The 25,433-nt window shown below is 65.7% G+C and carries 32 protein-coding genes; 6 read left to right on the top strand and 26 right to left on the bottom strand.

Annotated features, from left to right (window positions below; translation table 11 throughout):
* The first annotated feature begins 119 nt into the window (after positions 1–119).
* Positions 120–494 (top strand): hypothetical protein, encoded by a 375-nt coding sequence (locus GobsT_RS15345; protein ID WP_148087752.1) that lies wholly within the window; start codon positions 120–122, stop codon positions 492–494.
* 295 nt (positions 495–789) lie between these two features.
* Here the strand turns inward: GobsT_RS15345 and GobsT_RS15340 are convergent, their stop codons facing one another.
* On the bottom strand, positions 790–1,545 hold the full coding sequence (locus GobsT_RS15340; protein WP_010036834.1) for a glucose 1-dehydrogenase: 756 nt from the start codon (positions 1,543–1,545) through the stop codon (positions 790–792).
* Positions 1,546–1,705: 160 nt separating this feature from the next.
* Between GobsT_RS15340 and GobsT_RS15335 the strand changes: the two genes are divergently transcribed.
* Positions 1,706–2,554 (top strand): metallophosphoesterase, encoded by an 849-nt coding sequence (locus GobsT_RS15335; RefSeq protein WP_010036832.1) that lies wholly within the window; start codon positions 1,706–1,708, stop codon positions 2,552–2,554.
* A 1,228-nt stretch (positions 2,555–3,782) separates the two neighbouring features.
* On the opposite strand, the gene GobsT_RS15330 is transcribed toward GobsT_RS15335, so the two are convergent.
* A complete protein-coding gene (locus GobsT_RS15330; protein ID WP_010035719.1) occupies positions 3,783–4,943 on the bottom strand; it encodes a hypothetical protein in 1,161 nt (386 codons plus the stop codon).
* A gap of 88 nt (positions 4,944–5,031) precedes the next feature.
* Positions 5,032–5,412 (bottom strand): hypothetical protein, encoded by a 381-nt coding sequence (locus GobsT_RS15325; protein WP_010035721.1) that lies wholly within the window; start codon positions 5,410–5,412, stop codon positions 5,032–5,034.
* A 190-nt stretch (positions 5,413–5,602) separates the two neighbouring features.
* On the opposite strand from GobsT_RS15325, the gene GobsT_RS15320 reads away from it, so the two are divergent.
* The 3 genes from GobsT_RS15320 (at position 5,603) to GobsT_RS15310 (ending at position 9,280) form a co-directional block, all read left to right on the top strand.
* The gene (locus tag GobsT_RS15320) at positions 5,603–8,308 is read left to right on the top strand and encodes an nSTAND1 domain-containing NTPase (protein WP_010036825.1); all 2,706 of its coding nucleotides are present in this window, start codon (positions 5,603–5,605) and stop codon (positions 8,306–8,308) included.
* A 185-nt stretch (positions 8,309–8,493) separates the two neighbouring features.
* Positions 8,494–9,057: a hypothetical protein gene (locus GobsT_RS15315; RefSeq protein ID WP_010036823.1), complete on the top strand. Its 564-nt coding sequence runs from the start codon at positions 8,494–8,496 to the stop codon at positions 9,055–9,057.
* A 10-nt stretch (positions 9,058–9,067) separates the two neighbouring features.
* Positions 9,068–9,280 carry a hypothetical protein gene (locus GobsT_RS15310; RefSeq protein WP_010036822.1) on the top strand — a complete coding sequence of 71 codons (213 nt, stop codon included), beginning with the start codon at positions 9,068–9,070 and terminating at the stop codon, positions 9,278–9,280.
* Between the two features lie 792 nt (positions 9,281–10,072).
* On the opposite strand, the gene GobsT_RS15300 is transcribed toward GobsT_RS15310, so the two are convergent.
* The 19 genes from GobsT_RS15300 to GobsT_RS15210 form a co-directional block, all read right to left on the bottom strand.
* Entirely contained in the window at positions 10,073–10,267 is a 195-nt protein-coding gene (locus GobsT_RS15300) for a hypothetical protein (protein ID WP_010036821.1), read from the bottom strand.
* A gap of 65 nt (positions 10,268–10,332) precedes the next feature.
* Entirely contained in the window at positions 10,333–10,719 is a 387-nt protein-coding gene (locus GobsT_RS15295) for a hypothetical protein (protein WP_010036820.1), read from the bottom strand.
* A gap of 81 nt (positions 10,720–10,800) precedes the next feature.
* Positions 10,801–10,998, bottom strand: coding sequence for a hypothetical protein (locus GobsT_RS15290; protein WP_010036819.1), 198 nt, complete (start codon positions 10,996–10,998; stop codon positions 10,801–10,803).
* 68 nt (positions 10,999–11,066) lie between these two features.
* Complete coding sequence (locus tag GobsT_RS15285; RefSeq protein ID WP_010036818.1) at positions 11,067–12,257, bottom strand: S8 family peptidase; 1,191 nt, start codon at positions 12,255–12,257, stop codon at positions 11,067–11,069.
* Positions 12,258–12,417: 160 nt separating this feature from the next.
* Positions 12,418–12,660: a KTSC domain-containing protein gene (locus GobsT_RS15280; RefSeq protein ID WP_010036814.1), complete on the bottom strand. Its 243-nt coding sequence runs from the start codon at positions 12,658–12,660 to the stop codon at positions 12,418–12,420.
* Between the two features lie 40 nt (positions 12,661–12,700).
* Entirely contained in the window at positions 12,701–13,042 is a 342-nt protein-coding gene (locus GobsT_RS15275; protein WP_010036812.1) for a hypothetical protein, read from the bottom strand.
* 9 nt (positions 13,043–13,051) lie between these two features.
* Positions 13,052–14,053, bottom strand: a complete 1,002-nt coding sequence (locus GobsT_RS15270) for a hypothetical protein (RefSeq protein WP_029600750.1) — start codon at positions 14,051–14,053, stop codon at positions 13,052–13,054.
* A complete protein-coding gene (locus GobsT_RS15265; RefSeq protein ID WP_010036809.1) occupies positions 14,053–16,071 on the bottom strand; it encodes a hypothetical protein in 2,019 nt (672 codons plus the stop codon). The genes GobsT_RS15270 and GobsT_RS15265 overlap by 1 nt, the downstream gene beginning before the upstream one ends.
* Before the next feature lie 25 nt (positions 16,072–16,096).
* A complete protein-coding gene (locus GobsT_RS15260) occupies positions 16,097–16,630 on the bottom strand; it encodes a hypothetical protein (RefSeq protein WP_010036806.1) in 534 nt (177 codons plus the stop codon).
* A gap of 31 nt (positions 16,631–16,661) precedes the next feature.
* Complete coding sequence (locus GobsT_RS15255) at positions 16,662–17,114, bottom strand: phage fiber-tail adaptor protein (RefSeq protein WP_148087750.1); 453 nt, start codon at positions 17,112–17,114, stop codon at positions 16,662–16,664.
* A gap of 3 nt (positions 17,115–17,117) precedes the next feature.
* Positions 17,118–17,351, bottom strand: coding sequence for a hypothetical protein (locus GobsT_RS15250; protein WP_010036799.1), 234 nt, complete (start codon positions 17,349–17,351; stop codon positions 17,118–17,120).
* A 121-nt stretch (positions 17,352–17,472) separates the two neighbouring features.
* Positions 17,473–18,906: a hypothetical protein gene (locus GobsT_RS15245; RefSeq protein ID WP_010036797.1), complete on the bottom strand. Its 1,434-nt coding sequence runs from the start codon at positions 18,904–18,906 to the stop codon at positions 17,473–17,475.
* 31 nt (positions 18,907–18,937) lie between these two features.
* The gene (locus GobsT_RS15240) at positions 18,938–20,326 is read right to left on the bottom strand and encodes a hypothetical protein (protein WP_010036795.1); all 1,389 of its coding nucleotides are present in this window, start codon (positions 20,324–20,326) and stop codon (positions 18,938–18,940) included.
* Positions 20,327–20,343: 17 nt separating this feature from the next.
* On the bottom strand, positions 20,344–20,649 hold the full coding sequence (locus GobsT_RS15235; RefSeq protein ID WP_010036793.1) for a hypothetical protein: 306 nt from the start codon (positions 20,647–20,649) through the stop codon (positions 20,344–20,346).
* Positions 20,650–20,660: 11 nt separating this feature from the next.
* Positions 20,661–21,590 (bottom strand): FAD-dependent thymidylate synthase, encoded by a 930-nt coding sequence (locus GobsT_RS15230; protein ID WP_010036791.1) that lies wholly within the window; start codon positions 21,588–21,590, stop codon positions 20,661–20,663.
* Positions 21,587–22,117, bottom strand: a complete 531-nt coding sequence (locus GobsT_RS15225; RefSeq protein ID WP_010036788.1) for a hypothetical protein — start codon at positions 22,115–22,117, stop codon at positions 21,587–21,589. Before GobsT_RS15225 ends, GobsT_RS15230 begins: the two co-directional genes overlap by 4 nt.
* Positions 22,118–22,151: 34 nt before the next feature.
* A complete protein-coding gene (locus GobsT_RS15220; protein ID WP_010036785.1) occupies positions 22,152–22,421 on the bottom strand; it encodes a hypothetical protein in 270 nt (89 codons plus the stop codon).
* Between the two features lie 51 nt (positions 22,422–22,472).
* Complete coding sequence (locus GobsT_RS15215; protein ID WP_010036778.1) at positions 22,473–22,676, bottom strand: hypothetical protein; 204 nt, start codon at positions 22,674–22,676, stop codon at positions 22,473–22,475.
* Between the two features lie 87 nt (positions 22,677–22,763).
* Complete coding sequence (locus tag GobsT_RS15210; protein ID WP_010036775.1) at positions 22,764–23,063, bottom strand: hypothetical protein; 300 nt, start codon at positions 23,061–23,063, stop codon at positions 22,764–22,766.
* Between the two features lie 637 nt (positions 23,064–23,700).
* Here GobsT_RS15210 and GobsT_RS15205 point away from each other — a divergent pair.
* Positions 23,701–24,021, top strand: a complete 321-nt coding sequence (locus GobsT_RS15205; protein WP_010036773.1) for a hypothetical protein — start codon at positions 23,701–23,703, stop codon at positions 24,019–24,021.
* Here the strand turns inward: GobsT_RS15205 and GobsT_RS15200 are convergent.
* From GobsT_RS15200 to GobsT_RS15185, 4 genes are read right to left on the bottom strand one after another with little or no spacing between them, the layout of a single operon-like run.
* The gene (locus GobsT_RS15200; RefSeq protein WP_010036772.1) at positions 24,002–24,232 is read right to left on the bottom strand and encodes a helix-turn-helix domain-containing protein; all 231 of its coding nucleotides are present in this window, start codon (positions 24,230–24,232) and stop codon (positions 24,002–24,004) included. The genes GobsT_RS15205 and GobsT_RS15200 overlap by 20 nt on opposite strands.
* Positions 24,233–24,236: 4 nt before the next feature.
* Entirely contained in the window at positions 24,237–24,428 is a 192-nt protein-coding gene (locus GobsT_RS15195) for a hypothetical protein (RefSeq protein WP_010036768.1), read from the bottom strand.
* A gap of 51 nt (positions 24,429–24,479) precedes the next feature.
* Entirely contained in the window at positions 24,480–24,866 is a 387-nt protein-coding gene (locus GobsT_RS15190) for a hypothetical protein (RefSeq protein ID WP_010036767.1), read from the bottom strand.
* Positions 24,851–25,279: a hypothetical protein gene (locus GobsT_RS15185; RefSeq protein ID WP_010036765.1), complete on the bottom strand. Its 429-nt coding sequence runs from the start codon at positions 25,277–25,279 to the stop codon at positions 24,851–24,853. The genes GobsT_RS15190 and GobsT_RS15185 overlap by 16 nt, the downstream gene beginning before the upstream one ends.
* Between the last annotated feature and the right edge of the window lie 154 nt (positions 25,280–25,433).

The following is a 25,433-nucleotide window of genomic DNA, read 5'->3' as shown; positions in this document are numbered from 1 at the left end:
TCGCCTGGCACCGACACCTACCACATTTGACGCCGAAACCGGCGCCGAAGTTCCCCGAATCACGTCACCCATCTTTGAACCCCGTGGCCCCCGAACCGGTTCTGATCGGAGCCAAGCCGATGCACCTGCCGTTGAAAGAGATTGCCGCATACATCCGCCGCGCCCCAACGGCGGAACTGCTCGACAGGGTCACGATTTACCGCGACGGTATGGAGCCCGCTGCGCTCGACCTGATGGAGGGGGAACTCGACCGCCGCAGAATCACCCGCGAGCAGATCGCCGAGTACGACGCCGCGCTCCAGGCCGCGGTTGTTCGTCGTGCCGACGGCAGCGTGCGGCGCTGCGAGAGGTGCGAGCGGCCGGCCGTTCACCAGCACCGCGGGTGGCACAAACTGTGTTGGTTCGTGCCTGTGTTCCGGCGCAGCTTTTATCTTTGCGAGGAGCACCGGTCCGATGAGCGCGACATCGGCCCTGAAACGCCGCAAGCCTCTTGAAAAGCCGACTACGGGCTGGCTCCGCCCATTTTTCGGTCCGTTGGCTTGGTGTTTCTCGCATGAGTACATGGTTATCGTCACGCACACGAAGTGCGACAACCGGCTGTAAAGGCAGGCAACGAATGGAGATTGGGCGAGAAGGGCGGAGGCGGCTCGTTTGAACCCGCTTCGTGTTAGACCGGCGGAATCGAGCGGTATGTTTCAGCAGACCGGCCGCGGTCATTGAGGTGAATGGGCGACACCTCGATGATTTGCGGCCGGTTCTTTTACGCGCGGCTCTGTGCCGCACACTGTTTTACAACCGGATGCCGCCGGACACGTCGAGCCAAGTGCCCGTGATCCAGCGGGCGTCGTTTGATGCCAGGAACGCGGCTGCGTCGGCGATGTCCACCGGTAGGCCCTGGCGCCGCAGCGCGGTCATTGCGATCTCCTGGTCCGCTTCCTCTTGCGTCTTGCCGCTCTTCTCGCTGTTCATGTCGGTGATGGTAGACCCAGGAGCGAGGACGTTGACACGGATACCCTTGGGGCCGAGTTCGGCGGCCAGCACACGTGTCATGAGATCGACCGCCCCTTTCGTTGCGGTGTAAACCACCGCGCCGGGGTACGCCATGCGACTGATCGCGCTGCCGATGTTGATGATGCACCCGCCGGAGGTCATGCGCTCGGCGGCGTACTTGGAGCACAGGAGGTAGCCGCGAACGTTCACGTTGAAGTGCGCGTCGATGGTTTCGGCGGTGACATCCGAAAGGAACAGGCGCTGCATGATGGCAGCGTTGTTCACCAGGATGTCGAGTTTGCCGAACGCCTTGACGGTCGACTCGAAGAGGGGCAGGATCTCGGCCGGTTGGCCCACGTCCGCTTTCACAGCGATCGCGTCGCCGCCGGCTTGCTTGATGCCCGAAACCACTTTTTCGGCTTCACCAGCACTGCGCGCGTAGTTGACGACGACCTTGGCCCCGTCGGCACCGAACCGGGTGGCGATGGCCGCGCCGATCCCGCGCGAGCCCCCGGTAACCAGCGCGACCTTCCCCGCGAGCGGTTTGTCAGCCATAAGGTGTTCTCCCGTGAAGAGTGTGAGCACGAACCCCGCGAAGACAAGCTATCAGCGCGCCGCGGTTCCGGCGGCGCGCCGGGAATCCGGCTGGGCTAGACGGGTGGGCGGCCGTCTGTCACCATCGATCGGGGATGAGTTCACGACACGAGGGTGACGGATGAAGTGGCGCTTGACCCGTCGGCGGTTCCTTATGGGCAGCGCAGGCGCCGCGCTCGGCGTGGGGTTGTACACGTGGCGGATCGAGCCGCGCTGGGTCACGGTGGTCCGCCACGACATGCCGGTCCGCAACCTGCCACCCGAACTGAACGGGAAAACGCTCGCGCAGGTCAGCGACTTGCACAGCGGGGCACGAGTCGACGCGGATTACCTCGCCGCGTGCATGCGAGACCTGTCGGCCCTCCGGCCCGACATTGTGGTGGTGACCGGCGATGTGACCGATCACGGAGCGGTGGGCGCACACGCGCACGACATCGAGACGATTTTCGCAGCGCTGGACCCACCCCCGCTCGGAACTTTTGCGGTGCTCGGGAACCACGACTTTGGTACCGCCTGGTCCGATCTGGGGGCGGGCGCCGAGGTCGCCGCACAACTTAGTAGCGCGGGTGTAACCGTTCTCCGGAACGAGAGCCGGGTGGTCGCGGGACTGCGGATCGCGGGCGTGGACGATTACTGGTGTCCAAACTTCAAGCCCGAGGCCGTGTTCCCACGACTCGATGCCGACGAACCGACGGTGGTGCTGTGTCACAACCCGGACGCGGCCGACCGGCCGGTAGATTGGGGACGTTTTCGGGGGTGGATTCTGTCCGGGCACACGCACGGCGGTCAGTGTAAGCCGCCGTTCCTCCCGCCCCCGCTGTTACCGGTGGCGAACAAGCGGTACACCGCCGGGGCGTTCGACCTCGGCGACGGGCGGTCGATGTACATCAACCGCGGGTTGGGGCACACGCTGCGGGTGCGGTTCAACGTGCGCCCGGAGATCACGCTCCACCGGTTGGTGAGGGCGTGAGGGTGGTGCGTGACTCGTCCGACAAGAACGACCGCGCGCGTTCCACTCTTTGGCCGGAATCGCGGCCGGCCTACTAAAAGTTCCTGACGAAATCCTGGCATGGGGTGCGCGTCACGATAGCGAGCCCGCCCGACGAAGGCTCCTGCAATAGCGACCGCAACGATGCCAGATACGTTCTTCGAGGTGGTTTCACACCACCCGGAATCACTCATCAAAAACGCCACCGCAAGCGCTTTTTCGGACTGCACAGGTTAGGGTTACGTTTAAGGTCAAGGGGAGACGCCCGAGTCAGCCCCGGGCGGGGGCGTCCCGTCCCGTTCGCGGACTGCTACCGTGCCGAACCGTCGGCGCCGGAGGTATTGTTTCGCAGCATTTCCGTCATTCGGGCACTTCTGGGAATCGGAACCACTACCCAACAACGTTTTCGGCGCCGGTTTCTATTCGCAGGGGCGAACCGATCCTGCGAATAGAATTTGTTACAAGTTCCACCACCATCGCACATTACCGCACGGCGATCGAACACCGTTGGAAACGATTTTGCTTTCGCCCAAGGACTTCACACCGGTTTCGAGCACGTGATTCATGGGTAGCGATGCCCCAGCAAAGTAGCAGCGAATTGCCAGTTGGGCGACAGCGGCTGTCCAGTCCTCCCCCCGTCGGCTCCCTGCTGCACGGGATCGGGCTGGAACCCCCGTTACAGCCCCGCGACACTCGTGAACGCCGGAGTTACCGCCGAACGTCGAGCCGTTTGTGAGTGCAACCAGGAGTAACAGAAACGCCCCGTCATGCCCGTCACAAACGAAACCGGTTTTGGACCCCGGTCGCTCGGGCACCGCACAGCACCCGCACGGACGGACCCGGAGCGATCCCTCATTAAACTGATGGCACCGCAGGCACGCCACGACGTTCGGAACGAACACCACCCGGTATAGGCGGAAAACGACACAGATCCGGGGTCGAGACAGACGGCGGGATGAGAGTGCGGTTCGACTCGGGACAGGCAGCAGCTCGGGCTCGGGCAGGGGCAGCGCATACCCGTGCGCGTCGCTGGCAAGGACGACGTGTGGCTGTTCGTGACGGGCGTGGTCGAGACGCCGCCCAGCGTGTGGGGCACGCTGGCGCGGCGGATGCGGGCGGCGGGGTGATGAGGCGTGCTTGCCGCCGCGAGTGTGGGAAGCGGGCGAGGCTGCCGTGGTGCGCAAAAACGGCATCCGTCAGTTGTCTGAGGTCACGCCACGGTTTGTGCTGTGGCACCCTCTGATTTGTGGCAGAGTGTATCTCGTTTGCGGAACGAGGAGCCCGGCCGTTCGGCGAAGAACCGTGGGAGCCGGTCGTCTTGGCTCAGCACGGCGGCCCGCAGTTGCAGGATCGATTCGGCACCGTCGGGCCGGGTCCAATGCTTCTGTGTGCTCTTCACCCGGGCGTTGATCTCGCCCACCAGTGACTCGACCAAGCTACTCGTCGTCGGTAGCCCGTTGCGCCGGTATCGCGGGTACGCCATGCGATCCCGATTGTTCCCCAAGTAGGTCCGCGCGTGCGCCACCACCCGGCGCGGGTCCCGGCGCTCCTCGGCCGTCGCCGCCTCACCCGGTGGGGGCTCACCCAGCCGCGCCTGCCACTGATCCAGTTCGGTGAGCACTTCTCCAACGCGACCCTGCCAGCACGCGCGCATCCAGGCCACGTATTGGGACCAACCCGACGCCTCATCGGGGCTCACGGCCGCGGCCGACGAGAACACGTAACACACCGCGTGCAGGAAATCCACGATCGGCTCGAACGCACCAAAGTACCCGCGCCAGATGGTCCAGTTGTACGCCTGACCGTCGGCTACGAACGCCCGACGCGGGGCCTCATAGAAGCGCCGCTCCTGGGCCTCGGCGGCCATCATCGGGCCGAACGCGGTACTCCCCTCCAGGCTCGCCACGCACGTCCGCACCAACCGCGTCGGGGACCACCGCTCGGCCCCTTCGGGTTCCCCGGCCGGCACCGGGGGCGTCGATTCGTCCACGGTTTCCGGGGGCGCGACCTCGCCCGCCGGGCCCTTCATCTGCTGCACCAGGCGCCGCACCCGGCGCGGGCAGCGGAACGACTCGGGCGGCTCGGGGCACGGGTCCGTGGCGAACGTGGGGCCACTCAGGGTGGCCAGGCACGCCACCTTGTCCTCCTTGTTCTGGGCCTCGTGAACACCCGGGCCGGCGCCCGCGGCGCGGGTGCGGATGCGCCCCCCATCGACCTCGACCACCACGGCCACGGGCACCACCGCGGTCCGCGGCTCTAACTGGCGGCGCCGGTGCTCGACCGCCTTCCGATCGCGCCGCGCGATCAACTCGTGCCCGACCTCGTGAGCCAGTCGGCGCACCTGGTTGTCGCTGATCGTGACCCCGGTCATCCGCACCGCCTCGGCGGCATCCCGGAACGAGGAGAACCGGGCGGCGGCCGTGACGATGCGTTGAACGACCGAGGAACTGTACCCGTGCTCATCCAGCCCGAGGGCCAGCCGCAGGGGGGAAAAAGTCCCGCCGGCAGGCGGGACAATGGGCGATCCGTTCGGCCTGTTGAACCGTGGCCCCTTGGGCCGCCAGGGTGCGGGTGTGTGGTCGGGTCGGGCACGGCTCGCCACACACCGGACACGGAACCTGTTCGGGCACCTTCCGGGCCTGCTGGTGGAGCATCTGCTGGAGGGCACCTTCGGTGAGCCCTTGTGCCGCCGCGGTGGCGATCTGCTCCATCGTCCGGAAGTCCACGTCCAATCCCGGCCCGTCGTCCCCGAACGCCCGCTTGGAAACGATTTTGCCCCACTCCGCCGCCAGTGCTCGAAGGCGGTCGAGTTCCTCGGCCGTGAAACGCGGTGTGCTCATGACTCGCCCCGCACGAGAGTTGCGGCGAAATCGCCCCGCGCTTTTCCTATCCCGTGCCCCGAGGACCGCAAGGCCTACTGCAAACCGTGGCGTGACCTCCAGTTGTCTGGTGCCAACCAACCTTCCTCGCCTTCCAATTTCAGGTATAGTCATCTTAAAATAATTCTCTTCCCAGCTTAAGGCCCGTCGAATGGCTGCTGGCGCCCGGCATCTTTTACTTTCCGTTCCAAGCAACTGGTCGAACGACCAGCGGGGGCAGTTCTTCGAGCAGTTCGTCGCCGACATTCTCAGACCCCTCCGCTTTGCAGTCCACAACCGCATCCGCGTCACGGGCATGGAAATCGATCTCCTCGCGCGGGGAATCGATGAGCCGCGAACGATTCTCGTCGAGTGCAAGGCGCAGCGTGACGCACTTCCGGCGGACACCATTTCTAAACTGCTCGGAAACGTCGCGATCCGCCGCGCCGACGCCGGGTGGCTGTTCTCGACGTGTGACCTGAGCAAAGATGGCCGCGGCCAGTGGCAGGAGATTCAGAACGATCCCGACCTGTCCAAACGGTTTGTGTGGTATCCGCCGCAACGACTCATCGAAATCCTGATCGACCAGAACGCTATAAAGCCCCCGCCACCGATCCCGGACCGCTCCGCCGTGGAAGCGGGGGACGCGACCCTTGTTGTCAATCAAGCCGGCCGTTGGTGGCTGATTGAGATTCTTGAGCAAGGGGTGCCGGCTTACTTTACAGTGTTCAACGCCGCGACCGGCACTCCGGTCGCCGAGGAGACTGCGTCCGACGTGGCGAAGGCAGCGGACCGATTTAGCGCGCTCAAACACCTGCCTCAAACTCAAGAGCGCCCGGCGGAGCCCCCGGTGAGTGCACCGCGGTTCCAAGTGGCGCGTGTCGTAGCTGGTGACGCGTGGGACGACCTACGGCCTGCCCGCCCCGCCGACTTCGTAGGGCGCGACGACGTTTTGAACCAGATCCTGCAATTCGTCAGCGCTGTTCAAGCCGATAATACGACCACGCGCACTTTTGCGGTTCAAGGTCCGAGCGGATGGGGCAAGAGTAGCCTGATGCTCAAGCTGGTCGATCTCGCGAGCAAGGGCCGGCGGATAAGCAACTGCTCGATTACCGCCGTCGACACGCGGTCGGCGACGAACTTGGCCTTCGTTGGCGGGGCGATCCGGACGGCACTGCAGGATGCCGCCAAAGTCGGCCTGATCGCTAAAGGGTCATCGCTTACTATCAGCAGCCTGACCCACCCACTCGACTCTCCGGACGTTTCCAGTGCCTTTGACGCTCTCCGCGACCGGAATGCCGTCGTCGTGCTGATCTTTGATCAGTTTGAGGAACTGTTCGCCAAGGAGCAGCTTTACGGCATCTTCAGCGCCATCCGCGAGTTGAGCCTTGACCTCGACAGCAAACAAACTCCCCTCGTGCTTGGGTTTGCGTGGAAGACGGATATTTCACACCCCCAGCAGCACCCAGCGTACCACCTCTGGCATGAACTCAGGGACAGGCGTCTGGACATCCCTATCCGCCGCTTCGGGACCGGTGATATTGCGCGACTCTTGACTCGGGCCGGCAAGGAAATCGGAGTCAAGTTGAATCCCGCATTGCGGGGCCGGCTGACCGACCAATGCCAAGGCTACCCGTGGCTGCTGAAGAAGTTGCTGGTACACGTCTCGAAGAAGTTGCAGGCAAAAACCTCGCAGTTCGCGCTACTTGAGCGTGAGCTCGACATCCAAGAACTCTTCAGGGAAGATTTGGCCGACCTTACTTCCGAACAAGTAAAGTGCCTGCATTACGTCGCCGACCAGTCCCCCGTGCTGATGAGCGAGGTCAACGAACATTTCAGCGGAGACACGGTCAACGCCCTTCTGGGTCGGCGACTGCTTGTCCGAAGCGGTCCCAACTACGTCGTCTACTGGGACATCTTCCGGGACTACTTAACTGACGAGAGGGTGCCACAGATACCGTGGGCAAGGACCTTCCAGCGTGACCCGGGGACCGCGGTAAAAGCCTTGCAAGCGGTCGAAAAACACAAGCGGGCTTCGGCCGAGCAGGTGGGGCAGGAGCTCGGCCTGAACACCCGAGGCTGTGTCAACGTGCTGAGCGACTTGATTGCTCTGCAGCTCGTTGATCGGGTCGATGATGACCAGTACATCCTGGCTCCGCACGTAATTGCGACGGACCCCATCCGGGTCGCCGAGCACGTCCACGGTCAGTTTTCGCGCCACGTCGTATGTCGGGAGTTAGCAAAGTGGGACCGGGACACGCCTCTTCCGAGCAACGAACTCGACGGGATCGTCAAGCGCTCGAAACCGTCCGACAACGAGCTCACGGAGGACACCATTCACCAGCAAGCCAACAACCTGCGTCGGTGGCTTGTTTTTGCGGGGCACTTGGAGGAGCGTGGGCCTCACGTTTATCGACCTCACGGGACACGCGGCGGCCAATTGGGCGTTCTCCGGTCTCATCGCTCGAAGCAGAAACAATTCCTCGGCAGCGGCACGTCGGAAGCCTTCGTGAGGCTACTCGGCAAGCTGTTCGCGTCGAAGCAAGGCGCACCCGAATCGGACCTGGTCGAATCCGGCCTTCGCAACGCGGTATACGACGCGTTGGCCCTTGAACTCGGGGACCGACTTCCGGACGGCAGAATCGCTCTGCGCAAGCGGCATGCTGACCTGAAAAAGCTAATCGACGCCGCAAAGTCTGCGGTCTTGGAACAGCCGGTCATCCGTGTCCTGATCGAGGCGCTCGCCGCCGACAAAGACTTGAGTAACGCGGCGTACGGCGACAAACTAAAGGCGGCCTTGCAGGCGGATTGGAAACCGACATCGGCGCTGCGTTACGCGAATGGCCTGCGCGGGTACTACGCTTGGGCCACCGGCTAAGGCTTCGGCGCGATGGGGCTTGGCGGGAATGACCGTACTCGAGAGTGAAAGGCAGTTCCAGCACCCCAAAAATCGCAAGGTTCGTCCTGCGCAGAGGTCCCGACCGGAACTGCTCAAGCGGTCTCGGGGTGTGCGGCAATAACATCTCATTCCGCGCGTTCGTAAATTAAATCGGGAGTCTGGGGATGCCGTCGACTTCGTTGGGGGTGTGGCGTCTCACCCGAATGATCCATCTTCAAGAGGTCGATCTCCAGTGCGCATCCTCGTCGCTCGTTTCCCCACCAAACCCTCGCCTGTTTGAAGAAAACGTGCGGGGGTACGGATTGCTGCTGAGCGCGCACTTTCAAGGTTTCTGTCGCGATCTGTATTCTGAGTGCGCGCAGGTCATTGCGTCGCGGGTGCGGATCACGCTTCAGGCGATGGTCCAATCGCAGTTCACCGCGCACCGAGCCCTCGACCACGGTAACCCCAACCTCAGCAACATCCGAAAGGACTTCGAGCGGTTCGGCTTTACGCTCGATTTGGCCGCCGCTGACATCGCGAACCCGCCTCGGATTACACACCTCTCTAAGTTGAACGAGTGGCGGAATATTGCCGCCCACCAAGGGACAGTTCCCCCTACCGGCCTGCCATCCGTCACCGACCTCCGGAATTGGCGAAATTCCTGTGACGGGCTGGCGGCATCGCTTGACCGCGTCATGTACAATCGATTAAAGCGACAGTTGCGGCGTGATCCGTGGCCGCCGTAAGGAGGGAGCGATGCCGACCCCGAAGAAGTCCGCCAAGAACCCGGTCCTCGGTGACCGGGTCAAAATCCGCTACTCGGCCGGCATGAAGGGCCGCATCGTTGAATTGCGCGGCCCTCTCGGTCCGGGCGGTGCGCAGATTTACCGGGTCCGGGTCGGACGGAAGCCAAATCCAGCGTACGTCGAGGTCCGTGAGGACCAGCTGGAGGTGCTCACCACGACCTGACGGCGATCACACCACTGGGCCGGGGAGTTCGCCCGGCTGAACGCGATGCCGAAATGACGTAACCCCGGCCAGAGCAGCCGGGGTTTGGTGCAGGTAATCGTTGACATTTGGTGCAGGCTCAGGCAAGTTCAGCGCATGGACAACCGCGCGTACCATCTCCAAAGTCAGGCCCATTCAGCAGTTGCGGTGGCAATTGCAAACGGTACGCTGCTGCGACAACCGTGTCAGATTTGCGGCAGGCGGGGACAGGCCCACCACGACAGCTACTACCCTGCGAAGTGGTTGACGGTTCGTTGGCTTTGCGCAAAGCTCCACCGGCAGTGGCACGAAGAGAACGAGCCCGAGTGGCCCACAACGTTTGAATTTCACCCTTCTGACGTGACAAACCACTGCGCCCGAAGGCCCGGGCGCCCTTCAAAGCCTTGGCTCCGCACGTTCAACCAGTGCTGGTACGTGAAAATCGGGGGCAAGCAGATCAATTTGGGGCGGGACAGGGAAGCAGCGTTCAGACGGTTTCAGAAGCTCTGCGGCGACGCAAAGGTGCACAGCGAATAATTCAGATGCGGATTCAAATGAAAAACCCCTGCTTTTGCAGGGGTTTTCAAGTACACCCAAGAGGAGTCGAACCTCTAACCTTCGGTTCCGTAGACCGCCCAGCAGATCGGCACGGTAACAACGCTGACGCATTTTGCCCTACAAAACTAGGGCTTTCCGAAGCCGAATACTGCAAATTCGTTCACTATCAACCAAACGGCACGGAAGTTCATTGCCACCGCGTTGCCACCGGGTTCGTTACGGCGTGGGCGACGGCTCACCGTCACGCGACACGGTTCCGGCCGGGAGCTTGATGAGCCCCAACTGGACCAGCAACGCAATGATCTGGGGGATGAGCCGGAGCAGTGTGCCGTCGCCGATCGCCTGGGCGTCGGCCCCGCTCTGGGTGACCGCTGGGGCGCCGGCGTGGTAGTGGGCGTGCAGGTGAAACACGGACGGACTCCTGATTCAGGGAATTGGGAAACGGAACGCGGTCGCGCGACCACCGGTACTTCGGTCTACTTCACGGGGATCACGAGCCGTTGCGGGGCGGGGCAGGTTCCGCCCGGGCACCCGCCAGCAGCCGGAACCACGTACCACCGACCGGGGGCGAATTGAGGTGCCGGACAGGTGCCGCCGTTGCAGCCGCCGGTTTGGACCACTCCAGCCGTCGCGGCCGGGAACGGGCTGATCTCGAGCCCCGGGTCCGTGATGGGCGAGGGGGGCAGCGGGGCCGGGGCGGTCTGACACGACCCGCACGACGGGGCGGACCGCTTCGGGACGATGATCCCGGGCCGGTGGTCGCGGACCCACTGCCGGATCGGACCGGCCGACGCCGAATCGGGCGTCACAAACGCGGCGACGGCGGCGACAGCAAAGATCCGGAGAATCGTTAAGGTTTTCATGAGTCGCTCGGCTTTCGGGTATCGGGTCCGGGTAAAACTGCGGGGGCGGCAGGTCAGGGGCGGCAGGTCAGGGGCGGCAGGTCAGGGGCGGGTGACCGTTACGGTCGGTTGCTGCTCGGTTCCGGGGGCCGGTTGCACGACCACTTGAACCGGCGGGGGCGCTACCTCGACTTGAACACCGAGGTAGCGGTTGATGAGGGCGGTCGTGACGCTCAGAGCGATCACGACCGCGGCCCGAATGGCCCACACCTTCAGTTCGCTTAGGTACTTCTCGTTCACAGCGGGTCTCCGTTTCAGGAGCAACTGTTCGGGTAACGCAGAGGCGGCACCGAACAGTGCGTGATTGCTCACGGCTTGGGTTCCAGTTCGAGGACGATCCGTTTGACCGGGCGACCGCCGACCGTCAGCCCGGGCAGGAACAGTTCCAGCTTGTCGCCGACCGGGACCGGGACCGGAACGGGCACCGTCGGATCCTTCGGATCGGGAACGGGCGAGGACGTGGGCAGCAACTTGGCCGGCTGGACGAGGCCGAACCCGGTGGCGGTGTCGCGCCCGCTCGGGGGCAGGTCTTTACTCGTGGAAGCGATCCGCTGGGCGAAGTCGTCCGGGGTCGGTTTCACGCCCAGCGATTTGCATCGGGACACGTACAGTGCCGCGCAACCGGCCACATACGGGGTCGCCATGCTGGTGCCGCTCATCGTGGCGAACCGGTCGCCCGGATAACACGACCGGATGTTCACTCCCGGGGCGGCCACCTGCACCTGCTTGCCACGGCTGCTGAACGACGCGGTGGCGAGTGCCGAGTCGATCGCCGCGACGCAGACCACCCCCGGCGTGCCGCCCGGATACCCCACCGTCCCCTCCCGCGGCCCCTCGTTGCCGGCCGCGGCGATCACCAGCACGCCCTTCGCTCGGGCCGCCGCGATCGACGCCCGGATGCGTGCGTCTTCGGTGGGCGATCCGAGGCTCATGGAGATCACGTCGGCCCCCTGCTCTACCGCCCAGTCGATGCCGGCCGCGATTCCGCTGGACAGACCGCTCCCCGAATCGCCCAGCACTTTGCCAACGATCAACTGTGACTCGGGCGCGACGCCCACCATGCCGACCGCGTTCTCGGCGGCCAGCACGATCCCGGCACAGTGACTGCCGTGCCCGTTCACGTCGGAACTGCCCGACCGCGAACCCGTAAAGTCACGGGCGGCGACAATTTGCGGTTTCAAATCGCGGTGCCCGGAGTCGCACCCGGTGTCGAGCACGGCCACCTTCGCGCCCTTGCCCTTGGTCACCTTCCACGCGTCGGGCACACCGACGACGGCGTGCCCCCAGTCGGCCACGTCGCCCGCGTCGGTCAGTGCCTGCACGGCAGTCGGAACCAGTTCGTTGGGCGGCAGCTTGTACTCCCGATCCGGCGGGTCGTCGCCCGCCCGAGCCGGGGCCGCAACGACGGGGATCGCACCCTTGGGGGCGGCCGGCGGCAGAGCCACACCAACAAGCCCCAGAATCAGCGCGGTCGCGACTGCGGCTGCGTAAGATCGCATCACTGCTCCGTGTGTGTTTAAGGTTCGGAAGACACTTTCGCCGGCGGCGTCGCCGGGGCCGTGTGCGGGCGTTCCGGGACGGTGGCCAGCAACAACGTGAGCATCAGAGTGATCATCGTCGGCCCTCCAGGTCGGGGGTGGTCGCGCGACCACCCGGCGGTTACCGCACCTTCGCGTAGGCGTACAGGGAGTCGGTCCCGTTCGCCCGCACCACCCGCCAGAGGTAGCTGCCGACGGACGCGGCCCGCAGCATGTCGAGGTAGACGTGGGACGGGACCGACTCGTAGGCGTACACGTCGCCGCTCTTGAACTTCACCCAGAGCCGCTTGAACGCGGTGTCGTAGCCGACCGCTGACACGTTCGAGGAGCTGACGGCGGTGTAGGAAACGTTCGAGTCGTCCATTACCTTATGGTAGACCCGCCCCGAGTGGTCGCGCGACCACTCACGCCGTCCAGAACGCCCCGCTCTGGTGCGACGACGCCACTCGCCGCACCCGGCCGCGGGCCAGCATCCGCCGGAGCAGCCCGTAAACGGTCAGTCGGGGGCTCTTTCGGTCCGGGCACACGATCCAGCCGATGTCGCTCGTGCTGACCGGGACGGCCGACGAGCGGAGCAGTTTGCGGATCGCCGCCTGCAAGCCGAGCTTCCGCGGGTGCCCCCTCTTCTTCAACCGCACCATCGGCCGCCCGCACTTCGGGCACGCCGGCGGCTCCGGGATGCGACCCGTGTCCCGGAGCAACTGCCGGCGGCAACCGTTGCGGCAGACGAACAGTGTGCGTCTCATGGCGGGGTCTCACGCGACGGTCGGGACGCCGTTCCGGTGGCTGACCACCCAATCGTTCGTGGCAGCGCACCGCAAGGTGATGCAGTCGTACTGGTTGGTCGCCAGGACGTACCCGGTCGGGCCGGATGTCGTGTCGCCCAGCACCGCGTCGTGGATGTTCTGGCTCAGATCCTGGGTCAGTTTCCATTTGCCCGCACCGAACCCGATGATCGTCAAGAAGTCGCCGACGCTGGCGGACGTGGGCAGCTTGATCGTCGCCAAGGTGGCGGGGATGCCCCCCGCGATGATGTACTCGGTGTTGGCGGTTGCGGTGATGGACGACCCGGGAGCTACCGAGGTCGGGGTGGGGGTCGGGCCGCCGCCCGACGCACTCAGCGTCCCGCCGGTGAACGTCAGGCCCGAACCGATGGTGACCGGCGACCACGTCGAGGTTCCCGAGCGGTAGTAGATCGTGTTCGTCCCACTCAACGCCTCCAGTGCCGCCAAGTCGTTCGCCAGGGCGAGTGTGATGCTGCCGCTGGTGGTGACCGGTGAGCCGCTGACGGTAATTCCCGCCGCCGGGGCCGTGATGCCGACGGACGTGACCGTTCCCGACCCGCCGCCCCCGCCCGTCGCGGACAGGGTGCCGCCGGTGAAGGACAACCCGCTGCCGATCGTCACGGCGCTCCAGGTGGACGCCCCGCTGCGGTAGTAGAGGGTGTTCGTGCCGGTCAAAGCTTCCAGGGCGGCGAGGTCGTCGGCGAGCGCCAGCGTGATACTGCCCGAAGATGTGATCGGTCCGCCCGACACCGTGAGTCCGGCGGCCGGGGCGGTAAGGTTCACACTGGTGACCGTGCCGCTCCCGCTTGGCGTGGCCCACGTCCCGTCGCCCCGCAGGTAAGTGCTGCTGCTGGGCGTGCCCGTCCCGGGTAGATCGCCGATCAGCAGCGTATCGGGGACGATCGCCGTAAGCCGCCCGAGTGGCGCGTTGCCCGACGTGGTAACCGAGCGGATGAAAGTCCGTTGGGCCATTAGTACGTCCCTCCGGCGATGCCGTCGCCCGGTTCGGTCAGAATCGCCGGTCCTAGTTGGTAGCTGAACACCCCGTCGTAGAAGTGCAGCCCCGCCACTTCTTGCGCGCCGTTGTTGTTCGGCCAGTTCTGGTTATCGACCAGGATTCCATTCACGAACGTCTGCCGCGCGAACGACTGGCTGATGCCGGTGTAGGTGTTAAAGGTCGCGTTCCCGCCGAGGTTGTCGGGTAGCGTCTCTACCGTTCCATACTTGCCGACCAGCATAAGCCGACCGGGGTACTGCGGGGAGGCGCGCGGGAACGTCTCGGGGTTTACCGTCGGATCGCGGCCCGGCCGCGATCCGGGAACGACCCACAGGTCGCTGGTGTCGTGGGACGAGTCGGGCGACCCGCCGGGATAATCCGGGTCGGCCCACACCGGCGTTATTCCCCCCAACGTCTCACGCGGAAGGTTGAACAGCGTGGTCACCGCACCTCCCAACCCCGTCGCAACCCTGCCGCCGATGACCGTAACGTCCGCGGTGGTGGGCAGCGTCACGTCGGACGCGTTCCCGCCGTACGGTCCGACCAGTTCCAGCCGCGTCGGCCACGCCATCGTTTGAGGGGTGGCGAGTGAGTAGAACGCGTCGCCACAGCCGATGAACGAGTTCCCCGCCGCGTACACCCCGGACGGAGCCAGGGGCGCACCGTCGAACGTCTTCACGCCGCGGAAGCTCTGGTCAGCGGTCGTGACCGTGCCCTGCTGCGTCGTCGAGGCGGCGATGGTCTCCAACCGCACCGCGCCGGCGCCCGTTCCCGACCCGTTCCATTGAAGGCCGGTCGGGATGCTGGCATAAATGGTCGTGACGCCGCTCTTGACCGTGACGTTCGTCGGCGAGTTGATGGCGGTGAGCGAACCGGACGGGACTTTTTGCCCCCACTGCTCGCCTTGGTTCAGTGGCGTTCTCAGCACCCGCGTGAGGAGTTCGTCTCGGCCGGCGGACCACTCGACGCACGACTCCAACCCGGTCGGCGTCCACGCCCGCACGCTCCGGAGCGTCGCGTCCGTCAGCGACAGTTGCCAGAGGTAGTAATCGGTGGCGGCCTGCGTGGCGTAGTTGTCCCGGGGCGTCGATCCGGCCGTCGCGGCGAGGTCCGCCCCGACCCGGCCCACGCGACCGCTGACGCCCGTTGCGGCTCCGTACTCGGTCAGTGCCAAGCCGGAGAGGGTCTTCGTCGTAACGTTCGGTGAATCGCCCGGGAAGACAACGCCAACAGAGGCGGGCACCTGCCGCCCGATTTCCGACACCAACTCGCGACCGCCGGCCATCACCTCGTTCTTGTGCGTGGCCCACTGCGACGAATCAGAAGCCGCCGCGGTCGCGTAGTTCACGACCGACACCGCCCCGGCGAGCGACCGCACCACCCGCATCCCGACCGTCCGGGCCGCGGCATCAATGAGGAGCGGGATTGCGGCGTACCCGACCCCCCACCGCGTAGCGTCCGGGGTGCCGTAGTTCGAGTTGATCGAGCCAACACTCGCCACCACCCCGACTGCCGTGAACAGGGAGGTCAGGAGGGCGGACCACGAGGCCGGCGACGCGGGGGCGAGCCCGTCGCCCGACTGCCACCAGTAGTACCGCTCGTCCACCAGCGTGACGAGGTACAGTTCCGCCCCGTCCCCCCGCTGCGAGACCGGGCGCGCGGCCAGCCGGTACATCGGGGCCGTCACTGAACGGGTGCCGTCCGAGATCACGAGGCCCGCGGCGGCGGACGAGGTCGGCAACCGGGCGAGCTGCCCCCCGGTCGCGAGCAGGTGGCACGTGGCCCAGCGGGACGCCCCGTTCGGCCAGTGGAGCACGCCCACGCGGGGCGGGTGCCGCGACGGCGGGGCCGGCAGCGGAAGGTGATCGATCCCCGCGGTCAGGTAGGCGGGGTGTTCGAACTCCGTGACCCGGTGGGCGTGCCACCACCGCTCCACCTCCGCGGGGGCGAAGGCGGGCGGCGTCAGGTCGATACCGGCGTAAGTGACGGGCATGATTGCGGTGGTCGCGCGACCACTTTCACGGGTCCGCGGTCCCGCCCGGAACCGCGAGGATGAACTTGACGCTCCAGGCCGAGCCGATCACGGACCACGGGCCGACCTTGAGCCGCTTCGGCCGCACGTCGATGTCGAGGCCCTTCACCGGCTCCCGGAGCAGTGACTTCGTCGGCTCGGTCGCGGACGGCATCTTGTACCCGTCCAGCCCGTCCACCACCTTCAGCACCAGTGCGAGGGCGGACCGGGTCTTGTCCCGCAGCTCGCGGGTGCTCCGCAACTGCTGGTCGGACGCGAACCGGGACAGGCACGCGACGCGGAACGTCCCGTCCCAGCCTTCGAGGCACCGCCCTGCCCCGTCCCACAGCCCCGGCACCCGCTGGAACCGCTGCGGCGTGACCGTCACGAACCGGTCCGCGGCCGGGAACTCGCAGTGATCCTGGTCGTCGGCCAGCGTCTCGAACACGCAGTCCGCCGGCAACCCGGTCCTCGCCTGGAGCTGCTTCACCAGCCGCTCGACGAGATCCTCGATCCGCACCGGCACCTGACCGAACGTCATGGCTGATCCCCCCGGGTGGTCGCGCGACCACTCACCGCACCTGCAACGTGCCCGACCGGGCGATCACGGTCCCGTCGGCGTCGTCGAGCGTCGCGGTGAACGTCACCTCGTAATCCGTACCGGTTTCGCCGCCGCCGATCTTCGTGGACGCGAGATAACCGGCGGTGTTGACCGTGGCGGGCGTTACGACCGTCGGGCCGCTCGGCGCCACGCCCACGGTGCAGGACGCGATCTTGGCCCCGGCGTCGATCTCCGGCACGTCGCCGAAGTCCATGAACAGCCGGAGCGAGTCCCCCGGGGTCTTCTCGATCACGCTGCGGACGAGAGCCCCCATCGCACTCCTCCCGGCCACCCACACCCGCTGCCCCGGAGCCGCGACCCAGCCATGGATCGCATCCGGAGCAGAGTACTCCAGCAGCAGACGGCCGCCGTCTTCAAGCAGAAGTCGGCCACCATCCTCCAACAACAGAACATCAAGTGCCACAAATCAGCCCCCGATCGGATCCACATCGACCGCGTTCGCGAACCGCGGCACTTTCGCGCGGAAGTGGTCGTAGACGCACTGCGAGTACGGCTTGCCCGCACCAGTCGGCGATTCGAGTTGGGCTGCCAACGCCAGGAAGTCGTTGCCTGTGATTGAGTACCGCTCTTCAATTAAGGGAGGGGCGGCGTCGGGTCCGGTCGCCGCCGAAGCGGTTTCGATGTCCGGATACGCGCACATAACTACTACGATAGTTCCGCGAGGATCGTTGCTGTTACCCATCCACCGCCACACGGTGTTTGTCACAGTCAATCGGTGCGGGGTGATTACCGGTTCGAACACTTTCAGCATAAATTTATCCTCAAGCGGTAGTAGAGTCGGTGATCCAGCCGAAGTTGGCCAGTGCGGTGAGAAGAGAAGCCAGTGCCGCGTTACCGCCCCGCGACCCGGTGACCGTTTGTTTGGCAACTGCCGTAGATCCGAACACACCGATTAGAGGAGCACCTGACGCTGCTTCGACTCGTAACCCCTCTTGGATGGTGTCCCCGTTGAACGCGATTAACGCAGCCCGGCCCAACCGAGAAGCGTCCGTCGAGGTAGCCCACTCACACTGCACACCGCCAACCGTGCGGGACGTGCCGCTAGCAGACGATGTGGCCGCTATAAAGGACGGTTTGTTTGTCGCGAGTTCAGATGTCCAGGTGAACCAGCCGGAAGTCTGGTTGGTGGGCGGGGCGTTAGCAACACACACAATCGCCGACCGGTTCGCCGCGTTCGTTCCCGACCCAATCATCACTTGGCGGCCGAGGGTAGCCTGCGTGTTACCGCCGATCGCGATGCCGCTGCTTCCGGCCTGTGCGAGTTGTCCAATCGCGATCGCCCCAGACGCACTCACGGTGGAGCTTTGTCCAATCGCGATTACCCCGGCCAAGTTACCCGTTACGCTGGCGGTGTTACCGATAACGACCGAGTTGTTGTAGTTGTTGGCCGCACCGGCGTTGATGCCGAGCACCACGTTGCCCGTAGAAGTGCCCGGCCCCTCAAAAACGCCCTGAAACGACGGCGTGACGTAGGCTCGTGCGGTGCCGGACGAATTCCGGTACTCGCCGAGGTTGGCCGTCTGTCCTGTCGTCGCCTGAACCGCGAACGGCACCACGCCGGTGCCCTGTGCGGTGGCGAGCAGGTGTGTACCGGTCGCGGCGTATGTTAAGGCCCCTGCCCCGCCGAACGCCCCGCCGTTGTTCCACTGGAGTTCGCCCGAGTTGCCGGCCGGGGTGTTGCCCACACCGTTCGCCGCCGCCGTCACCCGCCCCTTGGCGTCAACAGTAATTGTGGCGAGCGTGTAAGTGCCGGGTGTCGCTCCAGAAGTCCCGAGCGTCGGGTTCGGGTACGTGCCTGCCAAGTCGCCACCGGCGGCCCCGGTCGGGGTGCGGGCGTTCGTCAAGCGGGTGTCCGACGTGTTGACAGCGTCCGTGATCCCGTACCCGGCCAGAGTCGTCGGGGTCGCGGTGATCTGGGACCACGGATGGGTGTGGGCCGTCGGGGCACGCGAATCGGTGAGCCGGGTGTCACTGCCAAGAACCACCTCACCGGACGCGGCGTTACCGCTCGCCGGGGTGTTCCTCGCCGCGGCCGTGCCGAGACCGGCAACCGCCAGTGCGGCCACGTCCGACACCAGTGCCTTGCGCGTGCTGCCGCCCGGACCCATCGACGTGTCCGACACGTCCAGAATGGGCAAATAGTCCGCCCCCGCGGGCGATGCGGCGGTCAGTTGGCTGATTTTCGCGTCCGCCATTCGGAGCCCTCGCGAGTGGTCGCGCGACCACTTAAGCACTGATCAGCGAGTCCGCAATCGTTGGCGACCCGCTCGAGGGGAACAGGATGCCGAGCGCCCGCAGGCCGAAGAACCTGTCGAGCAGGCACTGGAACGTCGCCCCGTAGCTCGCCCCGCCGCGGTTGTTGGTCGCCGCCGCCGTCCACGCGTCGGTCTTCAGGAACGGTGTCGCCCCACTGAAAATCGCGAGCCCGGGTCCGCCCTGGTAAGCGGCGGTGAGCGGCGTGAGACACACGTCGTCGATCCGCACCGCCGCACCCGTCAAAGCGGTGGACATCCGGACCCGGAGCTTCATGGTCGCTGGCAGCACGCCAGGGGTGCGGAACACGCCGTTCACGGCCGCGTAGATCGTGGTGAGGGCGGAACACGACTGCGTGAACGAGTTGTTCGCGCTCTGGGCGTCGGCGATAACCGCATTGCTGCCGTCCACCAGTTCGACGGTGAGAACGCCAGCAGAGACGGAGCCGGTCCGCTTCGCCCACAGGTTGACCGCGTAGCTGGTGAGCGGCTTCAATGCGGCGGTCGTGCCAGTCGCGGCCCCGAACGTCTGGGTGAGGGCCGTGTTCGCCCCGGTCCCGGGCTTGAACTCGAAGTCGTAGCCGCCGCGGAACGGCGTCGTGGGGTTGCGGGCGAAGTCGGTGCCGGCGGTCCCGGTCGCGACCCACGCCGTGCCGCTGGTGCCGTCGAGCGTCGGGGTGCCGCCGGTCCAGGTCTCGAAGTTCCCGTTGGTCAGCAGGTTCCCGGTCGTGCTGGCGTTCTGGTCCGCCGACACCGCCGTCAGCGTCTGGTTCGCGTCCGAACCCGCCGGCCAGTCGTAGTCGAACACCCCCGCGTTGAGCCCCGACTCCCCGACGTACCGGAACCGCTCCCGGCCCGCCGTCAGCCCGTCCGAGTAGCTGTCCGCCTCGCACACCAGCCGGCCGGTTTCCGGGAACAGCAGTTCCAGTGTGAGCCCGTCGCCCCGTTTGGTGCTCGCGACGAACGCCCCGGAGCCGGTCGGGGTGCCGAGTGCGGCGACCGTCACGGCCACCGCGGACGCCTTGATCGTGTCGCCGCTCGCCAACATCTGACGCCGCACCTCGTTCAGGGCGTCGGTCAGGTTGCGGGCCGCGGCCGGCTGGTCCGCCGCCACCATGTCGAGCACGGTCTGCTGGGCGAGCTGCTGCACCGCCGACACGATCGCGGACTGGCCGCGGATCAGCCCCGTTTCGGCGGTCGCCAGTGCCCCGTACCGGTCCTTCAGGGTGGACGCGTACTGGGCCGCGATCTCACCGAACACGGTGGCGTACCCGGACTGGTCGCCGTTGACGGCGTAGAGCAGCTTCCCCAGCTTCCCCAAGCGGGTGAAGAACCCACCGGTTCCGGTCAGTGCAACGCTCATGATTTATGGTAGACCGGTCAGGCGATCCGCCGCCGCCCCGGGCGGGTGGTCGCGCGACCACTTCTCTTCAAAACTTGCTCCCCACCGAGCGTCAGTGCCCAGCGGTTCGTCAGCCGGTCGAACGTGAACCGCCGCCACTCGGGGTTCGCACAGTTCGGGCCGCCGGCGTGGAGCCGCTTTCGAACGATCTCGACCGGAAACTTGGCCGCGCCGGCCAGTTGCTCGGCGGTCAGCCCGTCGCGGCCGGCGAGGTACAGGTGTTCCGAGATCGCGAGCGTTTGCTCTCTCGCCACCTCTTGTGGGGACTTGGACTTCTGGCTCATGCTGCGGCTCCTCACACCTTCTTGAACTGCGTCACCAGTTCAAACGTGCCGTCGGGAAGGGGCACCTTCTGGTAGTCACTGAAGAGGTTGGGGGCGTCTTTCTGGAGCGCGTCAAGGATCGCGCACGAGAGCTTCCGAATCTCCGGTTCGGCGTGGACCGATCCACGCTGCTCCATGAAGTGCCGCAGAGCACGGGCGTTCGCGGTGATGAAGATCTTGGTCTCGGTGGCGTTCGGCAGCACGCTCCGCGCGGCCTGACGCGCGGCCTTGCGGCGATCAGTCGCGGTCAGACCGTTCTCCCATCCCGGCACAAACCGACCGAGCGGCGCAGCGTACCATGCCTTACTGGGACTCCCTTTGCATGTGGGGCAAGCCACATAGGTCCGAACCTTCAGGTGGTCCGCTTGGTAACCACGCTCACAGTTCGGGTTGTCGCACGGACCGAACGTGTTCGTTAGCTTCGCGCTGAGCGCGTCGGCGAGCTTCATGTACGCCGCGTGCGACTGCTTCACCGATTCGAGCCAGATCGCGTGCAACTCGGGGTCGCGGGCGATGATGTCGGGCTCCACGTACTCGGCCACCGACTCGTCCACGTACCGCTGCGAGAGCTGGCTGAACCCGAACCCGGCGCGGTGCCGCACCAGCTCGTGCGTGAGCGACCGCGACACCCCGGTGAGGAGCAGGTTCCACACCGCGTGCTCCAGCACGCTCCCGTGCCCCACTTCCTTGATGTGGGTCAGGTACGCGCTGTTGCCGCCCGGTCGCGGCTTCGCGAACGACATATAACAGACGCGTCCCGCCGTTTCCGTGAGCACTTCGCCAGCGACCTCGCTGTCACTCTCCCAGCTCACGCCGTGGTCGACCAAAAATCGATCGAGTTCGGCCTGATCGACCGTTTGTCGGCCCAAGACGTAAACCGAAGGCTCGGTGATGACTTTCATTTCTGCACCTCCGTAGTGGTCGCGCGACCACACTTCAGTTCGCCCAACGCCGGCAGGTTGAATTTGAGCCGGTAATCGCGGACGGTCGTTCTCGACACGCCGATCCGCTTCGCAATCACCACATCGGACCGCCCGACGCCCGAGTACAGCCACAGCACCTTCGCGGCGATCGACAGGTCCGACCGCTTGGCCGGGTCGCGGGGCAGTTTCCCGTTCGGCGGTACGCTCTGGGGGATACCGAGCCGCTGGCGGGTCTTCAGAACGGTCTGCCGGGTCACGCCCAGGATGCCCGCGACCACCGCGTCAGGAACGCCGGGAACCGAAAGCGACCGCACCCGCTCCTCCAACTCACCGGCCTTGTGGAGCCGGGGCAGCCGCTCCCGGCCCGACACCCGGAACGCCCGCTGGGCCACCGCCGAGTAGGACCGGTTCAGCCGTTTGGCGACGGTCGCCAGCTTCGTTCCGGCAGCGAGGAGCCGTTTCAGTTCGGCCTCCTCGCCCGTCGTCCACTCCCGCCCGCCCGCCATCCGTGACCTCCCGAAAAGTGGTCGCGCGGCCACCTCACTTCGCGGTCAGGTAGATCGCGGCGAACGTCACGATCACGGCCAAGGTCACGACCGTCCGCATGATCGCCCCGGCCCACGGGTACGGGACCGTCGGCGGGTGGTCGCCCGGCCCCTTCTCGAACGTCACGGACCCGCACACGGGGCACGCCCACGTCGCCGTTACCAGTTCGATGATCTCGCCGAGCTTGTCGAACTTCTCGTTGCACCCGCATTCGGCTTCTTCGGTCTCGACCGTTTCTTCTGTGACGGGCGGGTAATCGCTCACGGTGTCGCTCCGATTCGTGGGTGGAGGCTGCTGGTGGTCGCGCGACCACTTTTATTCCGCCAGCGGGGTGCCCTTCGGATTCGCTGCGTTGGCCCGGCGTCGCTGCTGGAAGTCGAGGAGCCACCGGAGCAGAGCGTCCCGCTCGTCCTCCGAAACCGGCCCCTGGAACTCGATGCCCGCCACCGCGATCGTCGCGAGGCTCTGCCCGTCGATCTTCGCCAGCTTCTTCTGCTCGACCGTGTAGGTAACCGCCATGTCGGTCCTCGCTCGGGTTCAAACGACTCACGTTTATGGTAGGGCCGGTGGTCGCGCGACCACCTTACGTCAGGAACGCCAGAGAAGTCAGGCTCCGGTTCGCTTCCGGATCTCCGCGAGCAGCTCCCGCCAGCCGCCGGTCAGGGTGCCGATCCGCGGGCCGGTCGCGCGACCACCTTGCGGGTCCGCTCGTGCGAGGAACGCCCCGGTCGCCCGGTCGTACACCCGCCACCGGCGGTTCACCACCGGCCCCTCGAGCAGCAGGTACAGCCCCAGCCCGCTCGCGACCGGCAGGGCTTCGCCGTCCGTCGCGGTCAGGACCGTTTTCGTCGGGTCCACCCGCTTCGCGTTCTTCGCCTTCGGTTTGCGGTCGGCCGGACGCGGCATACGGCACCCTTCCTTCCTCTGGCGTTAGTCAGCGGCACCTGCGGACGACGTGAGCGGGCACACAATGACCCCTCTTATCCCCCGCAGTATTTGTTAAACGCCCCGCAATGTCCGGAATGGACGTGCCCGTCCGTCCCGGCCACCGGTCAGCGACCGGTGCCTCGGCGTTACGAGAAAGTCGGCCGCCGCGTCGGACCGTCCGGACGCATCGCGGGTTCCGTCAGCAAGCCCCTCACGTCTCAGGTGAAGTGCCCAACCTTTCGGTTGCGGGGGCGGTCCGTTGACGCCCCGGGTTGCCCCGGCCGGTTAACCCGGCGTCGTGCAGCCGTTAAGCTGTCGATTGGCCGGTCCGAGCCACCACTGAAACGGGTCGCCCCGATGCCCACTATTGGCCCGTTCGGGACGCACACGGTTTGCCACTCTGAGGCTGTTCGGCCGACACGCGGCCGGCAAATTACAGTAGGCACCCTGCCCCGACCGCTCGCGAATTTTCCTCCCGAGCGGTGGCCGCGCGACCACTTTCCGCCCGACTTACACGCCCGTTCACTTACTGGAAGTGTGCCCAATGTGGTTCAATGTGCTCATCGTGCCATCGAATACGGTTGGAGGTGGCCGCGCGACCAGTCGAGGAGTTCCGATGGCGGGTCACAAGAATCTGGGGCTGAGACTGCGGGTGCGGAAGTTCCTGCGGTCGAAGAAGAACCAGTCGCTGTCGGACCGGGACGTGGCGAAGGAGTGCGGGTGTTCGCGGCCGGTGGTGAAGTCGGTGCGGCTGGAAATGATCGCGGCGGGGCTGCACGAGCCGATCTCCGAACGCACCCAAGGCGGGCACGATCCGGTTTACAAGCCGGGGGCCGTTGCCCGCGGCGGGTACGTTTACGACGCGGACGGCAACACGGTCCGGATCGACAAATGGGTCGAACGCCAAAAGAGGGATGCTACCCCGCCGCCCGCTTGAGCAGCTCCGACACGTCCACCCCGAGCCCGTTCGCCAGGGCCACGAGCGTCCGCACGGACGGCGGGTTCTCCGGCCTCCCGCTCTCGATCTGCGAGATCTGCGAGACCGTCAAACCGCTCGCCTCCGCGAGGTCGGCTTGCGTCCGGTCGCCCCTCATTCGCTTGGCGTTCTTCGCCAGCACCGCCAGCACATCCTCGATCGTCGTCGCCATGCTTTTATTGTACGCCCGGCCCGGCCGCCGGAACCCGATCGGGTGGGCGCGCGCCCACCCGGGGTTGAACGTACCCGCGGTAAATCAGGAGTGCCGCGAGGACGGCAACGAGCACGCCCGCGAACACCCGGCCCCAGAACGGGTCGCCCGTCACGCGATCCAGAACGTAGAGGCGGTGTTCGACCCAGCGACGCATGACCGGCCCCGAAGTGGTCGCGGGGTTCGATCCGAGAATTGTTTGATCCGATCAAGCCTTTGCGGGCAGTTCGTTGCGGCTGACCAGAACGTCCTTCAACTTGACGAGCTGGGCGTACCGGTCGGCCTTCCGGTCCGGTCGGTCGGCGGCGGCCCCTGCGAAGATGAACACACCGAGCTTGACCGAATCGCCGTCCACGACGAGTTCGAGTTCATCGACCGTCTTCATGATGTGCCGCACGCCCTTCACCTTCACGCCGACGAGGTTCTTTGTTTCGGTGTGAAGGTAAACGGTCAGCACCTCGTCGAGCCGCTCCGCGTAGTGCGAGGCGTCCTCAATGAAGTACGTGAGGTAGTCGCCAGAAGAGAAATATTGGGGCGCCGACCGGAAACCCCGGCTGGGGTTCGCCTTCAGGAACTCTCTCAGGGTCGGGACCATAAACGCTCTCCGAAGTCTCTCCGCCAATTGTTCGGGTGGCCCGGGAGGTCGGGGTCTTCTTCCCGCCACTCCCAATCGAATATTACACAACCCATGTTCGCGACGCGCACGAACGCCAAGAAGGCGAGGCCGTACCGCGGGGGCTTCTTGTAATCCTCGTCATCTTCCTCCGGGTCACACGTGAGGAAGACAGAGTAACACAAGGCGTCGTCCTGGTTCGGTCGCCGGAGCCCCAAGAAAATGGCATCCGGGTCGCGAACGGCCTCTTCGAGGAAGCGTGCGTCTTCGTACTTCTCCTGGGGGCCGTTGTCACGCAGGCGGATCATCTCCGGCCGGCTGACGTAGAACATCCCCCACGACCCGTCCGGGAGCAGCCCCTCACCAACGGGCAGTTGGTCGGCAGGCATCGCCATACTGGTACTCGGATCGCCCCCGGAATCTGTCGGCCGGAGTCGGTCTAGATATCACTTAGTACGAGAAACGACAACCGGAGGGCAGACGCCGCGCCCCACGCACCCCGTGAGGTCGCCACATCATCGCACCCGCAACCCGCCACGCAAGCTGTCG

The organism is Gemmata obscuriglobus (assembly GCF_008065095.1).
GTDB classification, from domain to species: Bacteria; Planctomycetota; Planctomycetia; order Gemmatales; family Gemmataceae; genus Gemmata; species Gemmata obscuriglobus.
This window is presented reverse-complemented; position numbering and strand designations above follow the sequence as displayed.

Coding starts and splice junctions, on each gene's coding strand:
- GobsT_RS15345 (WP_148087752.1), top strand. CDS start 120: ATGCACCTGCCGTTGAAAGAGATTGCCGCATACATCCGCCGCGCCCCA.
- GobsT_RS15340 (WP_010036834.1), bottom strand. CDS start 1,545: ATGGCTGACAAACCGCTCGCGGGGAAGGTCGCGCTGGTTACCGGGGGC.
- GobsT_RS15335 (WP_010036832.1), top strand. CDS start 1,706: ATGAAGTGGCGCTTGACCCGTCGGCGGTTCCTTATGGGCAGCGCAGGC.
- GobsT_RS15330 (WP_010035719.1), bottom strand. CDS start 4,943: ATGACCGGGGTCACGATCAGCGACAACCAGGTGCGCCGACTGGCTCAC.
- GobsT_RS15325 (WP_010035721.1), bottom strand. CDS start 5,412: ATGAGCACACCGCGTTTCACGGCCGAGGAACTCGACCGCCTTCGAGCA.
- GobsT_RS15320 (WP_010036825.1), top strand. CDS start 5,603: ATGGCTGCTGGCGCCCGGCATCTTTTACTTTCCGTTCCAAGCAACTGG.
- GobsT_RS15315 (WP_010036823.1), top strand. CDS start 8,494: ATGCCGTCGACTTCGTTGGGGGTGTGGCGTCTCACCCGAATGATCCAT.
- GobsT_RS15310 (WP_010036822.1), top strand. CDS start 9,068: ATGCCGACCCCGAAGAAGTCCGCCAAGAACCCGGTCCTCGGTGACCGG.
- GobsT_RS15295 (WP_010036820.1), bottom strand. CDS start 10,719: ATGAAAACCTTAACGATTCTCCGGATCTTTGCTGTCGCCGCCGTCGCC.
- GobsT_RS15285 (WP_010036818.1), bottom strand. CDS start 12,257: ATGCGATCTTACGCAGCCGCAGTCGCGACCGCGCTGATTCTGGGGCTT.
- GobsT_RS15280 (WP_010036814.1), bottom strand. CDS start 12,660: ATGGACGACTCGAACGTTTCCTACACCGCCGTCAGCTCCTCGAACGTG.
- GobsT_RS15275 (WP_010036812.1), bottom strand. CDS start 13,042: ATGAGACGCACACTGTTCGTCTGCCGCAACGGTTGCCGCCGGCAGTTG.
- GobsT_RS15270 (WP_029600750.1), bottom strand. CDS start 14,053: ATGGCCCAACGGACTTTCATCCGCTCGGTTACCACGTCGGGCAACGCG.
- GobsT_RS15265 (WP_010036809.1), bottom strand. CDS start 16,071: ATGCCCGTCACTTACGCCGGTATCGACCTGACGCCGCCCGCCTTCGCC.
- GobsT_RS15260 (WP_010036806.1), bottom strand. CDS start 16,630: ATGACGTTCGGTCAGGTGCCGGTGCGGATCGAGGATCTCGTCGAGCGG.
- GobsT_RS15250 (WP_010036799.1), bottom strand. CDS start 17,351: ATGTGCGCGTATCCGGACATCGAAACCGCTTCGGCGGCGACCGGACCC.
- GobsT_RS15245 (WP_010036797.1), bottom strand. CDS start 18,906: ATGGCGGACGCGAAAATCAGCCAACTGACCGCCGCATCGCCCGCGGGG.
- GobsT_RS15240 (WP_010036795.1), bottom strand. CDS start 20,326: ATGAGCGTTGCACTGACCGGAACCGGTGGGTTCTTCACCCGCTTGGGG.
- GobsT_RS15235 (WP_010036793.1), bottom strand. CDS start 20,649: ATGAGCCAGAAGTCCAAGTCCCCACAAGAGGTGGCGAGAGAGCAAACG.
- GobsT_RS15230 (WP_010036791.1), bottom strand. CDS start 21,590: ATGAAAGTCATCACCGAGCCTTCGGTTTACGTCTTGGGCCGACAAACG.
- GobsT_RS15225 (WP_010036788.1), bottom strand. CDS start 22,117: ATGGCGGGCGGGCGGGAGTGGACGACGGGCGAGGAGGCCGAACTGAAA.
- GobsT_RS15215 (WP_010036778.1), bottom strand. CDS start 22,676: ATGGCGGTTACCTACACGGTCGAGCAGAAGAAGCTGGCGAAGATCGAC.
- GobsT_RS15210 (WP_010036775.1), bottom strand. CDS start 23,063: ATGCCGCGTCCGGCCGACCGCAAACCGAAGGCGAAGAACGCGAAGCGG.
- GobsT_RS15205 (WP_010036773.1), top strand. CDS start 23,701: ATGGCGGGTCACAAGAATCTGGGGCTGAGACTGCGGGTGCGGAAGTTC.
- GobsT_RS15200 (WP_010036772.1), bottom strand. CDS start 24,232: ATGGCGACGACGATCGAGGATGTGCTGGCGGTGCTGGCGAAGAACGCC.
- GobsT_RS15195 (WP_010036768.1), bottom strand. CDS start 24,428: ATGCGTCGCTGGGTCGAACACCGCCTCTACGTTCTGGATCGCGTGACG.
- GobsT_RS15190 (WP_010036767.1), bottom strand. CDS start 24,866: ATGGTCCCGACCCTGAGAGAGTTCCTGAAGGCGAACCCCAGCCGGGGT.
- GobsT_RS15185 (WP_010036765.1), bottom strand. CDS start 25,279: ATGGCGATGCCTGCCGACCAACTGCCCGTTGGTGAGGGGCTGCTCCCG.